Source organism: Virgibacillus sp. LDC1 (genome assembly GCF_025792345.1).
Lineage (GTDB): Bacteria > Bacillota > Bacilli > Paenibacillales > Paenibacillaceae > Paenibacillus_AQ > Paenibacillus_AQ lautus.
Genome location: NZ_JAOXLZ010000001.1, coordinates 2,257,802 through 2,275,427, shown reverse-complemented (window position 1 = coordinate 2,275,427; position 17,626 = coordinate 2,257,802). Strand labels below are relative to the sequence as shown.

Sequence of the window (17,626 nt, the reverse complement as noted above, 5' to 3'; positions counted from 1 at the left end):
GTCATTGGATCGTCCGCTATGACGGACGCAAAATGAGCAATCAAGAAGAAATATCGCATTTCATTTTAAGGTATAATGAGTGTAATTCGAGTAAGGGAGATTTATCATGAAAGGGTTGGGACGATGTCAGTAGCCGAAGGTGATAAGAAAATCCACTGGAAGAGGAACATCATTCTCTTCTTAAGCAGCCAGACCCTCTCGCTGTTTGGTTCCGCCTTGGTGCAATATGCTATCATGTGGTACATTACGCTGACTACACAGTCAGGCATCATGATGACGCTGTATATTATTTGCGGATTCATTCCGACGTTTCTGCTGTCGCCGTTTGCGGGGGTATGGGCGGATCGCTTCAATCGTAAAACGCTCATTATGATTGCGGATGCGATGATCGCGGTGGTTACACTCATTTTGGCCATTACATTTATGCTTGGCTACCAAGCGGTTTGGCTGCTGTTTATCATCTCTGCCGTACGCGCACTCGGAGCAGGCATTCAGACACCAGCGGTCGGGGCGATATTGCCTCAAATCGTGCCTCAAGAAAAGCTAACGAAAGTAAACGGCATCAACGGCAGCCTACAAGCACTCACCATGTTCGTAGCGCCCATCGTCAGCGCGGGTTTGCTTACCATGGCAACGATCGAAGTGATTTTTTTCATCGACGTCGTTACGGCTGCGATCGCGATCTTTACCTTGTTTGTCTTTCTCAAAATTCCGCTGCACAAAAAGGCATCTGACACGCAAAGTACAGGCTATCTGGACGACTTCAAGGAGGGCTTGGTGTACATAAAACGGCATGCCTTTTTAAAATCATTTTTTATCTTCTTCGCTTTTTTCTTCGTACTCATGGCACCTGCTGCCTTTCTGACTCCGCTGCAGGTTACCCGCAGCTTCGGTGACGATGTTTGGCGCTTGACGGCAATCGAGATCGCGTTTTCCGTCGGCATGATGGCCGGAGGAGGGATCATCGCGTCATGGGGCGGCTTCAAAAATAAAGTGTACACGATGGCTATCGCCAGCTTCATCATGGCCCTGTCCACTTTTGCGCTTGGTATTGTACCTGTATTCTGGATTTATTTAGCCATCATGGCTGTGTTCGGAGTTGCGATGCCCATATTTAATACGCCGACGACCGTCATGCTGCAGGAGAAGGTGGACGAAAATTATCTGGGACGTATATTCGGTGTCTTCGGGATGATCTCGACTTCCATGATGCCCATCGGGATGCTGATATTCGGACCTCTTGCCGACGTGGTCAAAATCGAATGGCTGCTGGTCGGTACCGGACTGTTTATGCTCGTACTTACTGCGTTCTTCGCTCGCAACAAGCGATTGGTTGAAGCAGGCATGCCACTGCAGAACGAACAAGAAGCCATACCGGATTAATGCTTCCAAGCCTCGACAAAATGGGAGTTTATCCACTTAAAGCAAGCGAGGCTGAATATCCAGGCGATCCTTTCATTAAAGATCGACGGAGAATGGACATACCGAACGAAGTGTGGAAGCTTATACTAAGTATCCTAGGTGTTGCGCGGAACCATAACGCATATGGCCATGTCATGAGTACAAGGAGCTAGTGACCTTTTGAGGTTACGGCTCCTTTTTTCGTAAGACAATTCCGACAATTTTCGCTCTATAGAACCATGTTATATTTATTGTTGACAGATTTTAACACTAAGAAGATAATAATTGTAACTATGGAAAAAGGAGGGAAATGTTTAAGGCGTTTTTTATTCGAATAATGGAATTTCTAAACGTAAGGATTCGGTTGTACCTCGTATATTAACCTTTTAAAGGAGTGTAGTCATGTACGATAAAATCGTAGACATTTTGTGCTCTATCAAAGAAGACCAACCGGAACTCCGCCAAGTCCTGTCCCCCGAAACGGATCTAAACAACGATATAGGCCTCGATTCACTGCAAATGATCCAGTTTATGCTCAAAGTCGAAGATCAGTTAAACGTGGTCATTGACTATGACCAATTCGATTACGAACATCTCCAGTCGATCGACTCATTTATCACTTTTTTGAAAAGCTGCCAATCGCAGGAGCAGCCTTTGTACGAAGATGTCAAGCAATGAAGCCGGCGTGATTCCGAAAATCGTGATGGGTACCTTCGATCCCGAAACACGTTGGAGGGATCCGAGTCTGGCCCGGCTGCCCGCTATGCCCGATAAGGACCGAGAATCGATTGTCCTATGCATGGACGAGCTGCTTTTTCCATTTTGCGGTCCGGACGATGTCCTTTACAGTCGTTGCAAAATCGATCCGGCGCTGCACGAATACCTAAACGGGTTGGGCTTTTCTTTTCGGACCCGTTATCACTATGATTTGAACGATGAGAATAAGCTTTTACCGGAATCGGACGATTTCAAGCGGTGCATGTTCAGCCTTGCAGCCGAACAAGCCCAAAAGCTAATACCGGCAAACAGAACGCTGCAGACAGCCGGTGCCGGTTATTCTGAGGGTGCGGTCTTGCCGGATCCAATCTCTTCCAGGAATGCCGCAAACCGTTTGCGCCAAACACAATCACCGGATGAAGCGTTGTTTACCCACGTCGCAAACATTCTATCTCCGTACGCCATTACAACAGAAACGGAAACTTACCTCCGTGCCGCCGGACCGTTTGGACCTTTGCCGGACGTGGAGACGGTTGTAAGTGTTAACTCCAAGATATACTCGAGCCGACTCCTGGCCAGAATCGGCGAGAAGCGCTACGGCATGGAGGTAAACAGCGCTGCGGAAATGGAGGCGATCGGAACTACGCTTCTGAATCGGGGGCCATACCTGATGAAAGACCCCTTCGGTGTTTCGGGCAAGGGCAACCTGTTCATCGACAGTGAAGCCATGCAGCGAAGGATCGCAGAACACCTGCATAAACAGGAGGGAAGCGGATTGCGCGTTCAATTTCTGCTGGAGCCCCTGCTGCCGAAAGTGACCGATTTCAGTTCTCACTGGTTCATCCGGGAGAACGGTGAGAAGGAGTTCATCTCCGTTCAGCGGATGATGAATCACCAGCAAAATTACAGCGGGTCTATCCAAGCCGATGAAGCTTTTAACGGGATGCTGGAGAACGCCGGCTATTTTACCGTGATGGAGAAAGCGCTCCGGGCTCTGGTCGAGGACGGCTACCACGGCTTCGTCTGCTTCGACTCCATGATGCTGGAGGACGGAGAAGTCGTATCCATTGTGGAGATCAACGCCCGCAAGTCCATGGGACTGATTAACGCCTATCTCAATACATGGTGGGAACCATACGGCCATACCGGATGGCTTACGTTTTTGTCTCTCGGTCTTCCCGAAGGGTTCACTTTCGGGAAACTCCTGCAAGCTTTACGCGAAACCGGTCTTCTGCTGGCAGCACCCGGGGATTACGGGATCGTGCCGCTATCATCCAATACCGTCATGGTGAACGAGATTCTAACCCGACGCCGTATCGCCGAAGGAACACAGAACAAACGGGGGATGCCGAAGGGACGGCTGTATGCAGCTGTGCTGGGACGTGACGACGGACATCGCAGCGAACTGGTCAAAAGCCTGCGTCAGATGCTCGCCGACTTGTCCGTTAAAGTGTACAACTAAATCTGGAACTCGGGGGCTCACGCATGAATTCATCTTCGGTTACCTTGCTGGCGTCGGGGAATTCGCTCGGCGCATACATTCCGTCTATGCATCTGCAAACGTACCTGCAAGGCAGAGGTATCGGAGCAGACGTTTACGTTCTGGAAAATCTGTACCACGAAGAAGTCCGGCACAAAATACGTTCCACCAAAAAAGCATTCCATGCGGATTTCTCCGTAGCCCGTATGGGGCATAAACTGGCCAAGCCCGTTGACTCTTCCCTGGACGAGGAAGCGGTTCGGAGTATGCTGGACGACTGGAGGCAGGCAGGTATCTCTCGCTTTGCAGTGTTTACGGGCTTCTGGCTGCCAATCCTGGAACGTTATAAGGCAGCTGCCGGCATCCCCCTGGACATCCGGCTGATTCGGTTGGATGCGAGTGATACACCGTCTTATAAGGTGCACAAGCGGTTATATCTAGGCTACGACAACGTCTGGTTCTACGAGCCCTCAAAGCTGTCCCCGGGCAGTTACCTTGCTTCGGACGAAGCGGAGCCGCTGCCTTACACGCAGCGTGCCGGACGCATTCTGATCCATGGCGGTGGCTGGGGGATCGGGACCTATGCCGGGACGATCTCAGAACTTCGTAAGCTCGGCCACAGCCTTGATGTGATCGTCTACGATCCCTCCGAAGTAGAGGAGGACGACGGGGTTACGCGCTACTTCGGAACGGAGGGATCTTGGGATCCGTGGAGCAAGAACGAGCAGGGGCGTCACACATTTCCGCCGATGGCCCGTTATGTCCGTGAAGACGGCGTGCTGCGGGAGTTTCCGCTCGGGGATTACTCCGTTTACACGGATCTGATGCGAAATTGCGCAGCCATCATCAGCAAGCCGGGGGGAGCGACCCTGAACGACTCGTTATCGTTCGGAATCCCATTTGTCATGCTGGAACCGTTCGGCGACCATGAGCTTCATAATTCAACTTATTGGGAATCCTGTGGTTTCGGTATCCGGTTTGCGGAGTGGAAAGCCCAGGATTTTTCCAAACCTTTGCTGCAGGAGATTTGCAGACGTTTACTGGAGCAGCGATCAAAAATTAACCATTTTGGGAGGAACACCTATGCAGCCGAAAACAGCAGTTACGTTTGACCAACTGACGTTCCGTAATATGAAAAGAACCCTGGTGCCGCTTGCGGAAACAGGAAGGAAGCTCAAGGAGGATCCGACTTATGCTGCCCCCGTGCCCTATGAGATCGGGATCAAGCTCAATAACGGCTGCAATCTGCGCTGCAAGCATTGCTTCGAATGGAATCCGGAAGGCTTTCATCACGGCTTCGCCAAAGAAGTAAAGAACGACGAAATCGAGATTCCTGTCGTGGAGAAGCTTCTTGCCGAAACAAGAGAACGCAAATCGCGCGTGTTCCTGTGGGGCGGGGAGCCGCTGTTCTACTCCAAGTTCGATGAACTGGCGGAGCTGCTGGCCAGAGAAGATCGGTATACAACCATTTGTACGAATGCGATTCTCATAGAACAAAAGTTGGATTCCATTCTGAAAATGTCGGAAAATCTGGTCATGCTGGTCAGCCTGGAAGGCTTCGAAAAAGAGAATGACGCGATAAGAGGCAAAGGCACGTTCAAGAAAGTGATCCACGCCATACAGCTGCTGCTGGATCTGCAAAAGCAGGGCCTGTACAAAGGCAAAGTGTCTGTAGCTCTAACGGTAAATGACCAGATGGTCGGCCAGCTTTACAGCTTTATGGAATTCTTCGAAGAGATGGGCGTAGATTCCGTATACTTCTGCTTCCCTTGGTACATCCCTTCCGGTACGGCGGAGAAAATGGACGCCTACTTCGATGCCCACTTCCCGCACCTTGCCTCCCGCTTTGCGCACGACCATAAGAACAGCTGGCACTCTTTCACGTTCCACATCTCACCGGACCATTTCGATACGTTGATCGAAGAGTTGAAACGCGTCAATTCACGGGTATGGAATGTACGGATACGCTATCAGCCCGCGCTGGAGCCTGAAGAGGTGGAAGGGTTTATCCGGGGAAGCGAGAAGCCGGCCATGAACCGGACGAAGTGCTTCTCGATCTCGAACCGGATGGACGTGATGCCGGACGGGAAAGTGAATCCGTGCAAATTTTTTCCGGAATTCAGTGTCGGCAATTTGTATGAAGATAGTGTAGCGGATATTTTCCACGGCGAAGATCTTCGGAAACAGCGTGAGGTTCTGGCGTGCGGTCTGATGCCGATTTGCTCGAAATGCGTGCTGCTTTATAACAATGGAGTTTAAACGTTTAAACTTTATGCCGTTCAATCAGGCGAATCAGGCAAACGTTCGGGAGGATCGGAGATGGACTATATCCGTGTGCGGGAGCTGCACAAATCGTTTGTGTATTATCGGAAAGAAGCCGGGCTCAAAAATTCATTAAAAAATTTGTTTGCCCGCAAGTCACTGGTGAGGGAAGCGGTTAAAGCCGTTTCCTTCGATATCGGTCCCGGCGAGTGTGTTGGATTTCTCGGGCCCAACGGGGCGGGCAAGACCACAACACTCAAGATGTTATCGGGCATTTTATATCCCACGAGCGGGGAAGCCAATGTACTCGGCTATGTGCCATGGGAGCGAAAGAACGAGTTCAAACGGCTTTTCTCCATTGTGATGGGCCAGAAAAACCAGCTTTGGTGGGACCTTCCCGCCAGCGAGTCGATTTATTTGAACAAATGTATTTATGACGTGGACGATGATCTCTACCGCCGGAGTCTTGCCGAGCTATCGGAAATGCTCGATGTACAGGACCTTCTGGACGTGCAGGTGCGTCGGCTGTCCCTGGGGGAGCGGATGAAAATGGAGCTCATCGCCGCTCTGATCCACCGGCCTAAGCTGCTTTATCTCGATGAGCCGACGATCGGCCTCGATTTCCCTTCCCAGAAGAAGGTCAGGGAGTTTCTGAAATATTACAACGAACAATTCGGTGCGACAATTCTGCTGACGAGTCACTACATGAAGGATGTGGAGGACCTGTGCAAGCGGACGATCATCATTAATGAAGGCAGTATTCTGTATGACGGTGACCTTCATAAAATCAATGATCTATTTGGCGAGAACAAAGTGATAAGGCTGCAGTTCTCCGAACCCGTTGCCGAGCAGCGGTTGGCCAAATTCGGAAAAATCGTCAGCGCAGACGACTACAACGCGGTCTTGGAGCTGCCTAAGTACCGCTTGAAGGAAGTGTCGCGTGCCGTGCTCGATTCGTTTCCGATCGTGGACTGGACAATAGAGGACGTGGCGATCGAGGAGAGTATTTCGATGCTCTACCGCAAGGAATCCGTCGGATGAACAGAGGCAAATTGTATAGGGCTGTTTTTTCAATGGGCGTTCAGCATTCGATGGAATACCGTTTTCACTTCTTTCTCGGTCTTCTGGGGGCCACGTTTCCGATTCTGGTCCAGTATTTCATCTGGACGGCGGTGTATCGTCATTCCGGTCAGGATGCGTTGTTCTCGTATTCGTACGGTCAAATTATTTTGTATACGATCTTGGCGGGATTGGTGTCCAAGCTGATTGCTACCCAGTTCGAGCACCAGATTGCCGACGATATCAAAAACGGCGGCCTTAACAAGTATTTGATCAAACCGATCAGCTATTTTGGGTATCGGCTGGTATCTTTTTTCGGCCAGAAGGCGATCTATTACGGGATTACGGCTTTACTTCTCATCGGGATTATTGGGTTCGCGTCTGCCGGTGGCGTGCTCGAGCTCCAGGCTATACGCCTGTTTTTGTTCGCGGTCACGCTGTCGGGGGCACTTCTGCTCAATTTCCTGATCGCTTACTGCATCTGTGCGAGCGCCTTTTACCTGCATGAGATCTCGTATTTTTTTGTCATTACAAGCCTGCTCGTCAATATTTTGAGCGGAGGGATGTTTCCGCTGGAGATTTTCGGGGAGTCGGTTGTGAAGGCACTTCAGTACACGCCATTTCCATATACGATTTATTTTCCGGTCAATATCCTCAGCGGCAAAGCGGAAACAGCGGCTATGTACCAAGGACTGCTTATCCAGTGTGGGTGGATTCTGCTGTTCTTCTGGTTATCCAGGCTGACATGGCGCGTTTCCATGAAGAAATATTCGGCGGTAGGGGGGTAGCGGACGTTGCATATGTTTAAAATTGCGAGGAAATACATGCGGCTGTACGGTTTACTCATCAAAAATTGTCTCATCGCCCAAATGGAGTTTCGGGGCAATTTCATGATGAGCCTGCTGGTCGAATCCGTCTACCTGCTTGCCAAGCTGTTATATGTGCTCGTCGTGTTCCGCACCGATCTTCATGTAGATGGCATACCGCCGGAAGGGCTGCTTCTATTTATAGGCATGCATACGGTGGTGACCGGAATTTATGTTGGCCTGTTTTTTACAAACTTCATGAAAATTCCGGAATACATTAAGGACGGTTCGCTTGATTTAATGCTGACAAAGCCGGTATCCCTTCAATTCATGGCTTCCTTGCGTTACGTCGATTTGGCGCTGCCGATCCCCGATATTCTGGTTGGGTTCGTCATGGTCGGTATCGGCTGGCATGCGATGGATATTCCGCTGACGTTCCTGCAGCTCGCGGGGTTTGCCCTGCTGCTGCTCGTCTCCGTTGTCATCACATACTGCCTGATGATTATCCCGGCGCTGCTTTCATTCTGGTTCGTCCAGACGGGCTCTGTGTCGGAGATCGCCCATTCCGTCTGGGACGCCAACAATTTCCCCATGGCTATTTACCCGACCTGGGTCCGTCGAATCGGAACCTTTGTTATTCCTCTATTCCTCATTACCAATTTCGGACCGATGTTTCTGCTTGAGCAGCTCAACTGGCTCCATGCGGGGCTGGCACTGGCCGCGTCGCTTCTGCTCTTCGCAGCTGTACGACTGCTCTGGAAGCAGGCTGTAAAAGGATACAGCAGCGCGAGCAGTTAAGCCAGTCGCTTGGTGGGGCTGAACGCCGAGTTTGCATCCTTGCATCGAAGAAAAAGAATAAATCTGTCGGGCTCAATCACAGGAACACGGCTGGCCACGATTCCGGATCACTTGTCAGAAAGGGGAGAATCAGATGAACGCGTTTCAGCTTCCGGTGGTGAACCCGCCGCTTAAAGGATTTTTGCGGTGGGCTTACACACTCTCGATCACCAGCATCCACGAAGAAACGATGCCTTGGTATTACAGCAATTTTATCCAGTTGTTCTGCAAAAAAAACTTTCTGGAGGACGGCAGGCAGTACTATGTCGATTTTTTTCGGGGCAAGCCCAACGAACTGAATTTCAACAACCCGTTTCTACTCACGTGCTCGGTCAATTATACGATTCTGGAGAGTTTGGCATTGGACGCTTGGTCGAAATTTTTCGCGGATCAGATCCGAAACGGCTTTTATTGCGTTGTGTTTTTGGACGAAGCCAGGCTATCGCCGGCAGCCTCCTATCTGAAAGAACCGTTTCCTCATCATCTTTTTCTATACGGTTTCGACTGGGACGAGAGAGTCTTCTGTGCGTCGATGTTCGACCATACGGGAGTGTACCGCAATTTGCAGATCCCGTTCCGGGAGTTCCAGGACGCCGTTCAGTCCATGAGGCATCTTCTAAAGGAGAAGCTCACGGCCGACCATCATACGTACTTTTATAAATATGAGCCGCATTCTCCATATCCTTTTGATAAAACGGCCGCGATTGATCAGCTGCGCGATTATCTAAACGGAGAGACCCATCTCAACCGGATCAATTACAATTCGGACAACGAGGAAGCTTTCGGAATCAAGGTATACGACTATTTGCAACTGTACTTTGATGCCGTAGAGAGTAACGATTCCCGGCTCGGTGACCGTAACGATGTAAGGCATCTTCATGTGCTCTGGGAGCACAAAAAAATGATGAGCGAGCGGATCGGATACTTGGTGGAGGAGGGGATCATCCCGTATGACGAAGAGCTTGTGGCAGGCTACAAGGATATCGCCAAAAGGGCGATGAAGCTGAGGGATCAGTACATTCGACATGAAATTCGCGAAGATAAAGAAATGTTTGAACGGCTGAGGCTCCGGTTCGATGAGTTCCAAAAGGAAGAGCCTGTACTCTTGCAAAAACTGATTACGCTGCTCGAAGGCTCGAAGGAGTCACTGGTAAGTACCTGCGGAACCCGATGCGACACATGCTAGAAAGCAGACCGGTTATTCAGTAATAGGGGAAGTATTGTTAGAGCAAAACCTGCTAGCCATGGCTAGCAGGTTTTTTGTTCATTTACTTTATGGTTTAATGATGGCCGCGTTAGCCTGACTTCGTCGATAATGCATCCCATACACTCATCAGTTGAGTAATGGCTGCATCCAGGGCTTCGTATGAAACACCGTCCCGGGCTTGTGTCGAAATGCCTTGCAGAAAGGTTTCGAATAAGGTTACCAGCATGGGGATATCCGTTGAACCCGGCAGCTCTCCATTGACTACGGCCCGCTCTATACAACCCTTTAGCCAACCGTTGACCCTTGCTCGTTCCTTGGCAAGCATCTCTCGGATGTGTTGTTGCTCGGGTGAACAGTTCACAGCGGACAAAATCAACAGACAACCGAGAGGATGGGAACTTTCTGTTTGCATTCGAGCCGATTGTCGTAGCCCTTGCTCGATGGCCGTTTTGGATGTCAGACTTGTATCCCTGAAACTTTCAGAAACTTGTCCATACGTCGAGATATATTGATCCATCACTTCTCGGAACAGGGATTCTTTTGATTCGAAAGCGGCATAGAAACTCGCAGCAGATATATCGCCCATGGCAGCTCGTAACTGAGCAAGCGAAGTGGATTCATAGCCGTGTTCCCAGAACAGAAGCATGGCGGCAGCAACTGCCTCGTCACGGTTAAAAGCGCGTGGACGTCCCGTTCGTGCCATATAAATGCCCCCCCTTTATTAATTCTATACTAATCGATCCAGAAGTCCTTGACAAGGGAGAAGGAATAAATTTAATATATGGAATGATCGATCTATAATTAAATTTTTCTTGAGGGGGAAACTATTTTGTCTCATTTATCATCTTCTACGGGTACGGCACAAACGGCCAATATGCCCGCCAGGCTTCCTTGGTTGGCACTGCTCGCGCTTGCGATGACAGGTTTTATTTGTATTTTTACAGAAACCATTCCGGCCGGTTTACTGCCGCATATCGCGGGAGGTTTGAATATTACAACAGGGATGGCCGGACAACTCGTTACTTCTTATGCTTTGGGTTCCATTGTAGCGGCAATTCCGTTTGCCATCTTTACCGGTGGGATGCGGCGACGTCCGCTTCTGCTAGCCATTATTGCAGGTTTTTTCATCTTCAACTCGATGACCGCACTGTCAAGCAGCTATGTATTAACACTGGTCGCTCGATTTTTCGCCGGTGTATCTGCCGGTGCTGCATGGGGGATGATCGCCGGATACGCACGACGTATGGTTCCGGATGCTTTAAGAGGTCGTGCCTTGGCAGTCGCGATGGTCGGGACTCCGATTGCTCTTACATTAGGCGTGCCGGTTGGCACCTTGCTCGGTGATCTGATCGGTTGGCGCCTTGTATTCGGACTCATGTCGCTTCTGACTCTCGCATTAATTGGATGGGTTGTGTGGCAGGTTCCGGACTATCCCGGGCAGCCTGCACATCAACGTATGACAATCCGTCAAGTGTTTGTTATGCCCGGCATCCGTCCGATTCTTATGGTGGTGCTGACGTGGATGCTGGCACACAATATTTTATATACGTATATCGCGCCGTTTCTTGAGCCTTTGGGACTGGCTGGGCGTGTTGATCTGGTCTTGCTTGTATTTGGAGCATTCGCACTGATCTCGATCTGGATTGTGGGTCTGTTGATAGATCGACACCTGCGCCTGCTTGTATTACTTAGTCTGTTGGGCTTCCTGCTAGCAGCCGCAGCACTATGGACGGGCGTCACATCGGCATTCGTCGTTTATGCGGCCGTGGCATTATGGGGATTTACCTTCGGCGGTGCCGCAACCATACTGCAAACAGCGCTTGCCGATGCAAGTGGTGAAGAAGGTGTGGACATCGTAATGCCAATCAATACTACAGTCTGGAATCTAGCCATCGCCGGTGGTGGGCTTGTCGGCGGCGCTTTGCTGGAGTTTATTGGAGTCAAGTCGTTTCCGGGAGTGCTGTTGATTCTGCTGCTCATTGCATTGATTATTGCGTGGAGTTCGAAGAAACGTGGCTTTCCCAGCAAACCATACCGAATTGGATAGCCAAATTTATATATGATGTTATTATGAATCATAAGAATATGGATTAGAATGACAGGAGGGCGTATGGACCCAAACATAAAAATAATGTTCTTGGACGAACATGCCATTGAAGGCGCAGCACGGTTCGGAGTTAGTCCCGAGGAGCTGACTTTGATTGGAGGTTTTCAGAACTTTATTTATTCCTACAATCGCAATCATGTGAAATATATCCTCCGTTTCACACCGAGCACTCATCGCACAGGGGAAGGACTTGCGGCTGAAATAGAGTGGATTCGTTATCTATCAGAGAATGGTTTGGCTGTCTCAGACTCGGTAGCTTCGGTTAATGGAAAGGACTTCGAACGAATCCAAGGAAATTCTATTGATTTCTACGTGACCTCCTTCAGATATGCACCTGGCCGTAAAATCGGATACCCAGAATGCCTAGGTAATTCCATACTTTACGAACAATGCGGACGCCTGGACTGGTCGTCTCCACGAACTGTCAAAGCGTTACAAACCTAAGGCAAACAGACACACATGGGAATGCAATGAATACCTCTTACAGGCCGGAAATTATATACCGACTGAGCATCTACCCATTCTTTTTGCGCTTGATGAACTTAAGCCACATTTGGCCAGTCTCCGTATTACGACTGATAATTTCGGTTTGATACACGGAGATATCAATGTAGGAAATTTCATGGTTGATGAATCAGGGAAAATAACGCTCTTCGACTTCGACGAATGCCAGTACAGTTGGTATGTCGAAGACATTGCCATCCAGCTTTATTATTTGCTCTACGTATTCGGGGAAGATTCGAAGGCTGAACGTAAGGTGCAGTACGAACTTTTCATGAAGCATTTCGAGCGAGGCTATACAGAGGATGGCCGTCAAATGCCTGAGGGCTGGAAGGATCAGCTGAAGCTTTTCCTGAGACTGCGTGAAATTATCGTCGTTGTCGGTATGCACCGGAGCTGGGATTTAAGTCAACCAGATGGTTGGACCCGTGATTTTTTAAGAGATAGCAGGATGCGGATTCTAAAAGGAATATCGTTGATCGACGATTTCCAGTAATCCTCCTGATGGGAGGATAGGAAGGGGTGTTGGATATTGGACATTATTTTTATTCGTCATGGACAAGGCTTACATAATACAGACATCCCTGACAGACTGAATACAGTGAATCCCCACTTGACCGAAAAAGGCCGTGAGCAGGTAGCTAAACTGAGGTCAGAATTCTCATTTCATCAAGAGGATGTGTTTATCTCCAGCCCAACATTAAGAACAATCGAGACCACCAATATAGTTGCATGTGGATTGAACTCGGCGAAGAAATACGTGACTCCACTTGTAGGACCACGAATGTTTCCGATGCCCTCAAACCCCGAAGCCTTTGTGTTGAAATGTGATATCCACTATCCACTTGATTTGATTGTAACCGAGCATTCAGATTTTGACGTATTGGAAAAGGATCATCCGGAATTATGGAATTCGGGAATTAATACGCTGTCTGAATCCGCATTCGCACCACTTGGATTGCGACTGATGAGGTGGATTCAAGCGCTGCGTGTAAAGAGGGTCTTTATCATAACTCATGATGGAACGGTAACGAACTACCGATGCTTGTTAGGTGAAGATGGATTGACAAGGTCTGATTTCTTAGGAGAAGCTGGCTGGTACAAGGTGAAAATATAGCCACACTTTGGATATTGGATAATTCTGGGCTATGATTGATGTTATAATCAAAGTGGACGCTTTATTTCGAGACGAGGGAGGAGATGGCGGCTGAACAAGCGTACATGGTATATCTTTCTGGCAATTTGTGTCCTCATTTTAATCAGCGCAACGATATTTTCGGCGTCTCAAAACAGAACATCGTTTAAGGAGATGGTGCTCGATCAGTTGATTGAGCCTAAGACCATCAGCCATATGAGTATCAGGAAAAATCGGTTCGGTCCGAACGAGCAAGAGATACAAATTACAGATCCCGCGGAGATTGAGCGGATTATGAATAGCTTTTCCGAAGTTAAACTGCGTAAAACCAGCAGAGTGGATTACCGTAGCGAAGAATATGAAGTTTGGTTTCAGGGCCGAAACGGCCCGACCTTCGCTGTATACTTCTTTAGCCCTGGCCACGTGCGAATCCATAACGGTTCGAGCAATGACAAAAGGTATCGCAAGGAGTATAAAATCGTGAACGACTTCGATCGTGGGGTCATCGAAAATCTATTCAAATAAACGAATGAGGGGAAAGGTCATTGGGCCGATGACTTTTCTCTTTTTCATTTTGGAAATCCAAGACCGTTTGAAGATCATCTCAGTCCGTATCATTTTGATTGTCCTCTGCTATTTGAAATAAATACTGGAATGTTCGTTCCGATTCGTATATACTCATGTAGAAAAGGAGGAAGTATCAATGGGACGGACCAAGGAATTTGACCGGGAGCAAGTACTGCGCAAAGCCATGATCGTTTTTTGGGAAAAGGGATATGAAGCTGCAAGCATACCGGATTTATTGGAATCCATGGAGTTGAGCAGATCCAGTATGTACGAAACGTTTCAAGATAAACAGACGCTATATTACGAGGCCATCCAATATTATAAAAAAATGTCGCAAAAAAAACGCGATCAGATGATACATGCAACTTCTGCGATCGAGGGAATCCGCCAGTATTTCGAGCTGCATATCATGAACGCTTTTGCTACGCACGGTGAAGCTTTCCCCAATGGATGTCTGATCACGAATGCTTCCGTTGGTCTGGATACCGTGGATGAGCCCTTGCAGAATACGATTCGGCAAAGCTTTACGGAATTAGAGCAGCTGTTTTATGAGACGTTAAAGAAAGGGCAAGAAACGGGAGAAATAGCCCCGGAGAAAGATATTAGAGTGTTATCGTACCTGCTGCTGAATCTTAACCATAGCATTAACGTAATGGCCAGGATCCAAAGCGATATCCATAAAGTCCAGGGTATGATGAACGCGGTCTTCGAGATGCTGTAAATCTATTTTTTTCAGCAAATCGGAATGATCGTTCCGAAAAATCGCCCCCTTTGAGTGCGAGTATAGGGGGGGGCAAACTATCTTTATACTGGAACAATCATTCCTGTATTGTAATGCAATAGTTCATAAAAAAAGGAGTGTTTATCATGAATGAAAACGCAAAGGAAAGATTGGAGAAATCCGTTTCTACTTGGATCACGCTGATTCTTGCTGTTGCCTGCGGTTTGATCGTTGCAAATCTTTATTATACTCAACCTTTAATTGAATCGATCAGCTCGGCCATCGGGTTATCTTCGGAAGCCGCAGGTTTGATCGTCACGCTGACTCAAATCGGCTACGGGATCGGCTTGTTATTTATCGTCCCCTTGGGAGATTTGCTTGAAAACCGCAAACTGGTGGTTACACTGCTGATTCTGACATCCATTGTTTTAATCATCGCCGCCGAAGCCCAGAGCGCGGCTCTGTTTCTTGCCGCCTCCTTGTTTATAGGCGTGGGGGCCGTCGCGGCCCAGATCCTGGTTCCCTATGCAGCGCATCTTTCCCCTGAGGAGACACGTGGACGTAATGTAGGCAACGTAATGAGCGGTCTGTTATTAGGAATCATGCTGGCCCGTCCGGTTTCGAGTATGGTGGATAAATATTTCGGCTGGCACGCCATCTTTATTCTTTCCTCTGCCATGCTCTTGGTACTGGCTCTTGTCTTGGCAAAAGTCCTTCCTGCAAGGCGGCCGCAAACGACGGACAATTATCCGGTCATCATCTCGTCCATGCTTCAGCTGCTCAAGACGACGCCGATTCTGCGGCGCCGCGCACTCTATCACGCGTTTTTGTTCGGCATGTTTAGTCTGTTCTGGACAACGGTTCCGCTCGTTTTAACGAGTCCGGTGTTTCATTTTTCTTCTACAGGCGTAGCGCTGTTCGCTTTGGCAGGGGTTTCCGGCGCGGCGGTAGCGCCTATAGCTGGTCGCTTCGCAGATAAAGGTCTGATCCGTTCGGCAACCGGAATGTCCATCGCGCTGGTGATTGTTTCGGGACTTTTGCCGATTCTGTTTCCTGGAGGTTCTATATTCTCTATCGTTATCCTCGTCATTGCCGCTATTCTGCTCGATATGGGCGTATCCGCTAATATGGTGTTAGGACAGCGAGCGATCTTCGCTTTGGGGGCTGAGGTGCGCAGCCGGCTGAACGGCATGTATATGGCGATCTTTTTTGCGGGTGGAGCCATAGGCTCCGCAGTCGGGGGATGGGCTTACGCCATGGGCGGCTGGAAAGCGGCGATGTGGGTTGGCGTTCTGTTCCCACTCTTGGCTTTACTGTACTTTTTCACGGAAAAAAGAGGAGCACACGGCGATATAAGTTGAATGCTGGTGTCAAGTCTGACGTAAATGCGACTTTGATTTTTTAAATAGCTCTGGTTGAGCCGGTGAATATATCGGAGTCCATGTTTGACATAGCCGCGTAAAATCGCGGCTTGTTTAATTTTTGTGCAGCCATAATTTAAACATGTATCGATAGTAGTCATTTTATCAACAAGGGAAATATGGATCTTCAAAACGCTTTAAAGGATAAAGGAAAACTGCGAAATTTTTGACTTTGACCTGAGCGATGAGGAAATGGACAGAATCCGGGAACTAGACACGGGTACACGATATTCGGTTAACCCGACTGGCTACATGTAAATCCGATTTACATACAGTTGATGAAGCTATTTGTAAAATAAGTGCGGGCTGGATCTTAAACGAAATAGCACATTTCAGTTGAACAGGAGGATTGATTGCTTTTATGGTAAACTTCTATTTAAGAAGTCTAGGCAAGTAAGGAGTGGAGTAGTTGTTTGCTGAGCAGCGGCATCAAATTATTATTCAGAAACTGAATCAGGACAAATCGATCCGAGCGTCGGAGCTCATAGAGCATTTCGGGGTTTCATTCGAGACGATCAGACGTGATCTCGAATATTTAGAAAGCGAAGGCTACCTGCGGCGGGTGCACGGCGGTGCGATTCTGAATGAGCCCGACTATAGCCGGGAAATCCCGCTGCCGATCCGCGAATCTATATATATGGAAGAGAAGACGGAGCTTTCTCAAATTGCGGTTCGTTATGTGACCGAAGGAATGTCCATCGCGCTTGACCCAAGTACGACGAACACCCAGATTGCTAAAGCGCTGAAGTCCAAGTTCGATCGATTAACCGTTATTACAAACTCGCTTCCGATCGTGAACGAATTGGTTTCGATGCCGGGTTATACGGTGATTATGACCGGGGGCGTTATTCGTCACGAAGAGCAAAGCATCATCGGCGATCTGGCAGAAGAGTTTACATCGCGCTTTCATGCGGATTTGTTCTTTATGAGTATGAGCGGGGTTACGTTAGAAGCTGGAATTACGGATAACGCCATCGGCGAAGTCCAAGTGAAAAAAATAATGCACGCGAACGCGAAGCGCTGCATCGCCCTTGCAGACAGCAGCAAGTTCGGACAAAATTCATTTATCAAAGTATGCGGAGTAACAGAAGTCGAACGCTTTGTGACGGATTCCAAAATCGACCGGGATATTGTTGATACCTTTAGCAAAAGCGGCATCGAAATCGTATACAAATAATAGGATCATATGAACGATTTTTGGTTTCCACGAACCAGGGATCGTTTTTTTTATATTTAGGGGGCGGTTTTTGGTTATAAGGGGTTGTATTCATGTGTATTTATGTCGCAGCATAATCAACGCTTAATCCCGATAGTAGCTTGACTCTATCCATTGAATTAACTAGGTAGTTCATGAACTATTCGAGGCATGTTCGGTCAACGGACTTCGCAAGAAAAAAGGTTGTAA

18 protein-coding genes are annotated in these 17,626 nt (G+C 48.6%); 17 read left to right on the top strand and 1 reads right to left on the bottom strand.

The window, feature by feature from the left end; translation table 11 throughout:
* Positions 1-123 precede the first annotated feature (123 nt).
* The 9 genes from OHJ21_RS10170 (at position 124) to OHJ21_RS10130 (ending at position 9,748) form a co-directional block, all read left to right on the top strand.
* The gene (locus OHJ21_RS10170) at positions 124-1,383 is read left to right on the top strand and encodes an MFS transporter (protein WP_486019999.1); all 1,260 of its coding nucleotides are present in this window, start codon (positions 124-126) and stop codon (positions 1,381-1,383) included.
* A 420-nt stretch (positions 1,384-1,803) separates the two neighbouring features.
* A complete protein-coding gene (locus tag OHJ21_RS10165; protein WP_100537525.1) occupies positions 1,804-2,079 on the top strand; it encodes an acyl carrier protein in 276 nt (91 codons plus the stop codon).
* Positions 2,066-3,580 (top strand): ATP-grasp domain-containing protein, encoded by a 1,515-nt coding sequence (locus OHJ21_RS10160; RefSeq protein WP_486019997.1) that lies wholly within the window; start codon positions 2,066-2,068, stop codon positions 3,578-3,580. Before OHJ21_RS10165 ends, OHJ21_RS10160 begins: the two co-directional genes overlap by 14 nt.
* Positions 3,581-3,603: 23 nt before the next feature.
* Positions 3,604-4,710 carry a hypothetical protein gene (locus tag OHJ21_RS10155; RefSeq protein WP_486019996.1) on the top strand — a complete coding sequence of 369 codons (1,107 nt, stop codon included), beginning with the start codon at positions 3,604-3,606 and terminating at the stop codon, positions 4,708-4,710.
* Complete coding sequence (locus OHJ21_RS10150) at positions 4,682-5,857, top strand: radical SAM protein (protein WP_486019995.1); 1,176 nt, start codon at positions 4,682-4,684, stop codon at positions 5,855-5,857. Before OHJ21_RS10155 ends, OHJ21_RS10150 begins: the two co-directional genes overlap by 29 nt.
* Positions 5,858-5,917: 60 nt before the next feature.
* On the top strand, positions 5,918-6,901 hold the full coding sequence (locus OHJ21_RS10145; RefSeq protein ID WP_486019994.1) for an ABC transporter ATP-binding protein: 984 nt from the start codon (positions 5,918-5,920) through the stop codon (positions 6,899-6,901).
* Between the two features lie 32 nt (positions 6,902-6,933).
* A complete protein-coding gene (locus tag OHJ21_RS10140; RefSeq protein WP_486019993.1) occupies positions 6,934-7,707 on the top strand; it encodes an ABC transporter permease in 774 nt (257 codons plus the stop codon).
* A gap of 12 nt (positions 7,708-7,719) precedes the next feature.
* On the top strand, positions 7,720-8,523 hold the full coding sequence (locus OHJ21_RS10135) for an ABC transporter permease (protein ID WP_486021029.1): 804 nt from the start codon (positions 7,720-7,722) through the stop codon (positions 8,521-8,523).
* A gap of 133 nt (positions 8,524-8,656) precedes the next feature.
* Positions 8,657-9,748 carry a hypothetical protein gene (locus tag OHJ21_RS10130; RefSeq protein ID WP_486019992.1) on the top strand — a complete coding sequence of 364 codons (1,092 nt, stop codon included), beginning with the start codon at positions 8,657-8,659 and terminating at the stop codon, positions 9,746-9,748.
* Between the two features lie 109 nt (positions 9,749-9,857).
* On the opposite strand, the gene OHJ21_RS10125 is transcribed toward OHJ21_RS10130, so the two are convergent.
* Positions 9,858-10,472 carry a TetR/AcrR family transcriptional regulator gene (locus OHJ21_RS10125; RefSeq protein WP_100537519.1) on the bottom strand — a complete coding sequence of 205 codons (615 nt, stop codon included), beginning with the start codon at positions 10,470-10,472 and terminating at the stop codon, positions 9,858-9,860.
* A gap of 126 nt (positions 10,473-10,598) precedes the next feature.
* Between OHJ21_RS10125 and OHJ21_RS10120 the strand changes: the two genes are divergently transcribed.
* The 8 genes from OHJ21_RS10120 to OHJ21_RS10085 all read left to right on the top strand — a co-directional run bounded on the left by OHJ21_RS10120 (position 10,599) and on the right by OHJ21_RS10085 (position 17,398).
* Positions 10,599-11,816 (top strand): MFS transporter, encoded by a 1,218-nt coding sequence (locus OHJ21_RS10120; protein WP_486019991.1) that lies wholly within the window; start codon positions 10,599-10,601, stop codon positions 11,814-11,816.
* Between the two features lie 63 nt (positions 11,817-11,879).
* Positions 11,880-12,320: an aminoglycoside phosphotransferase/kinase family protein gene (locus tag OHJ21_RS10115; protein WP_486019990.1), complete on the top strand. Its 441-nt coding sequence runs from the start codon at positions 11,880-11,882 to the stop codon at positions 12,318-12,320.
* Positions 12,247-12,873 (top strand): phosphotransferase enzyme family protein, encoded by a 627-nt coding sequence (locus tag OHJ21_RS10110; RefSeq protein ID WP_486021028.1) that lies wholly within the window; start codon positions 12,247-12,249, stop codon positions 12,871-12,873. Before OHJ21_RS10115 ends, OHJ21_RS10110 begins: the two co-directional genes overlap by 74 nt.
* Positions 12,874-12,909: 36 nt before the next feature.
* Entirely contained in the window at positions 12,910-13,494 is a 585-nt protein-coding gene (locus OHJ21_RS10105; protein ID WP_326120769.1) for a histidine phosphatase family protein, read from the top strand.
* Positions 13,495-13,728: 234 nt separating this feature from the next.
* Entirely contained in the window at positions 13,729-14,037 is a 309-nt protein-coding gene (locus tag OHJ21_RS10100) for a hypothetical protein (RefSeq protein ID WP_486019989.1), read from the top strand.
* A 178-nt stretch (positions 14,038-14,215) separates the two neighbouring features.
* Positions 14,216-14,800, top strand: coding sequence for a TetR/AcrR family transcriptional regulator (locus OHJ21_RS10095; RefSeq protein ID WP_486019988.1), 585 nt, complete (start codon positions 14,216-14,218; stop codon positions 14,798-14,800).
* Positions 14,801-14,946: 146 nt separating this feature from the next.
* On the top strand, positions 14,947-16,161 hold the full coding sequence (locus tag OHJ21_RS10090) for an MFS transporter (protein ID WP_326120766.1): 1,215 nt from the start codon (positions 14,947-14,949) through the stop codon (positions 16,159-16,161).
* A gap of 469 nt (positions 16,162-16,630) precedes the next feature.
* A complete protein-coding gene (locus OHJ21_RS10085; protein ID WP_486019987.1) occupies positions 16,631-17,398 on the top strand; it encodes a DeoR/GlpR family DNA-binding transcription regulator in 768 nt (255 codons plus the stop codon).
* The last annotated feature ends 228 nt before the right edge of the window (positions 17,399-17,626 follow it).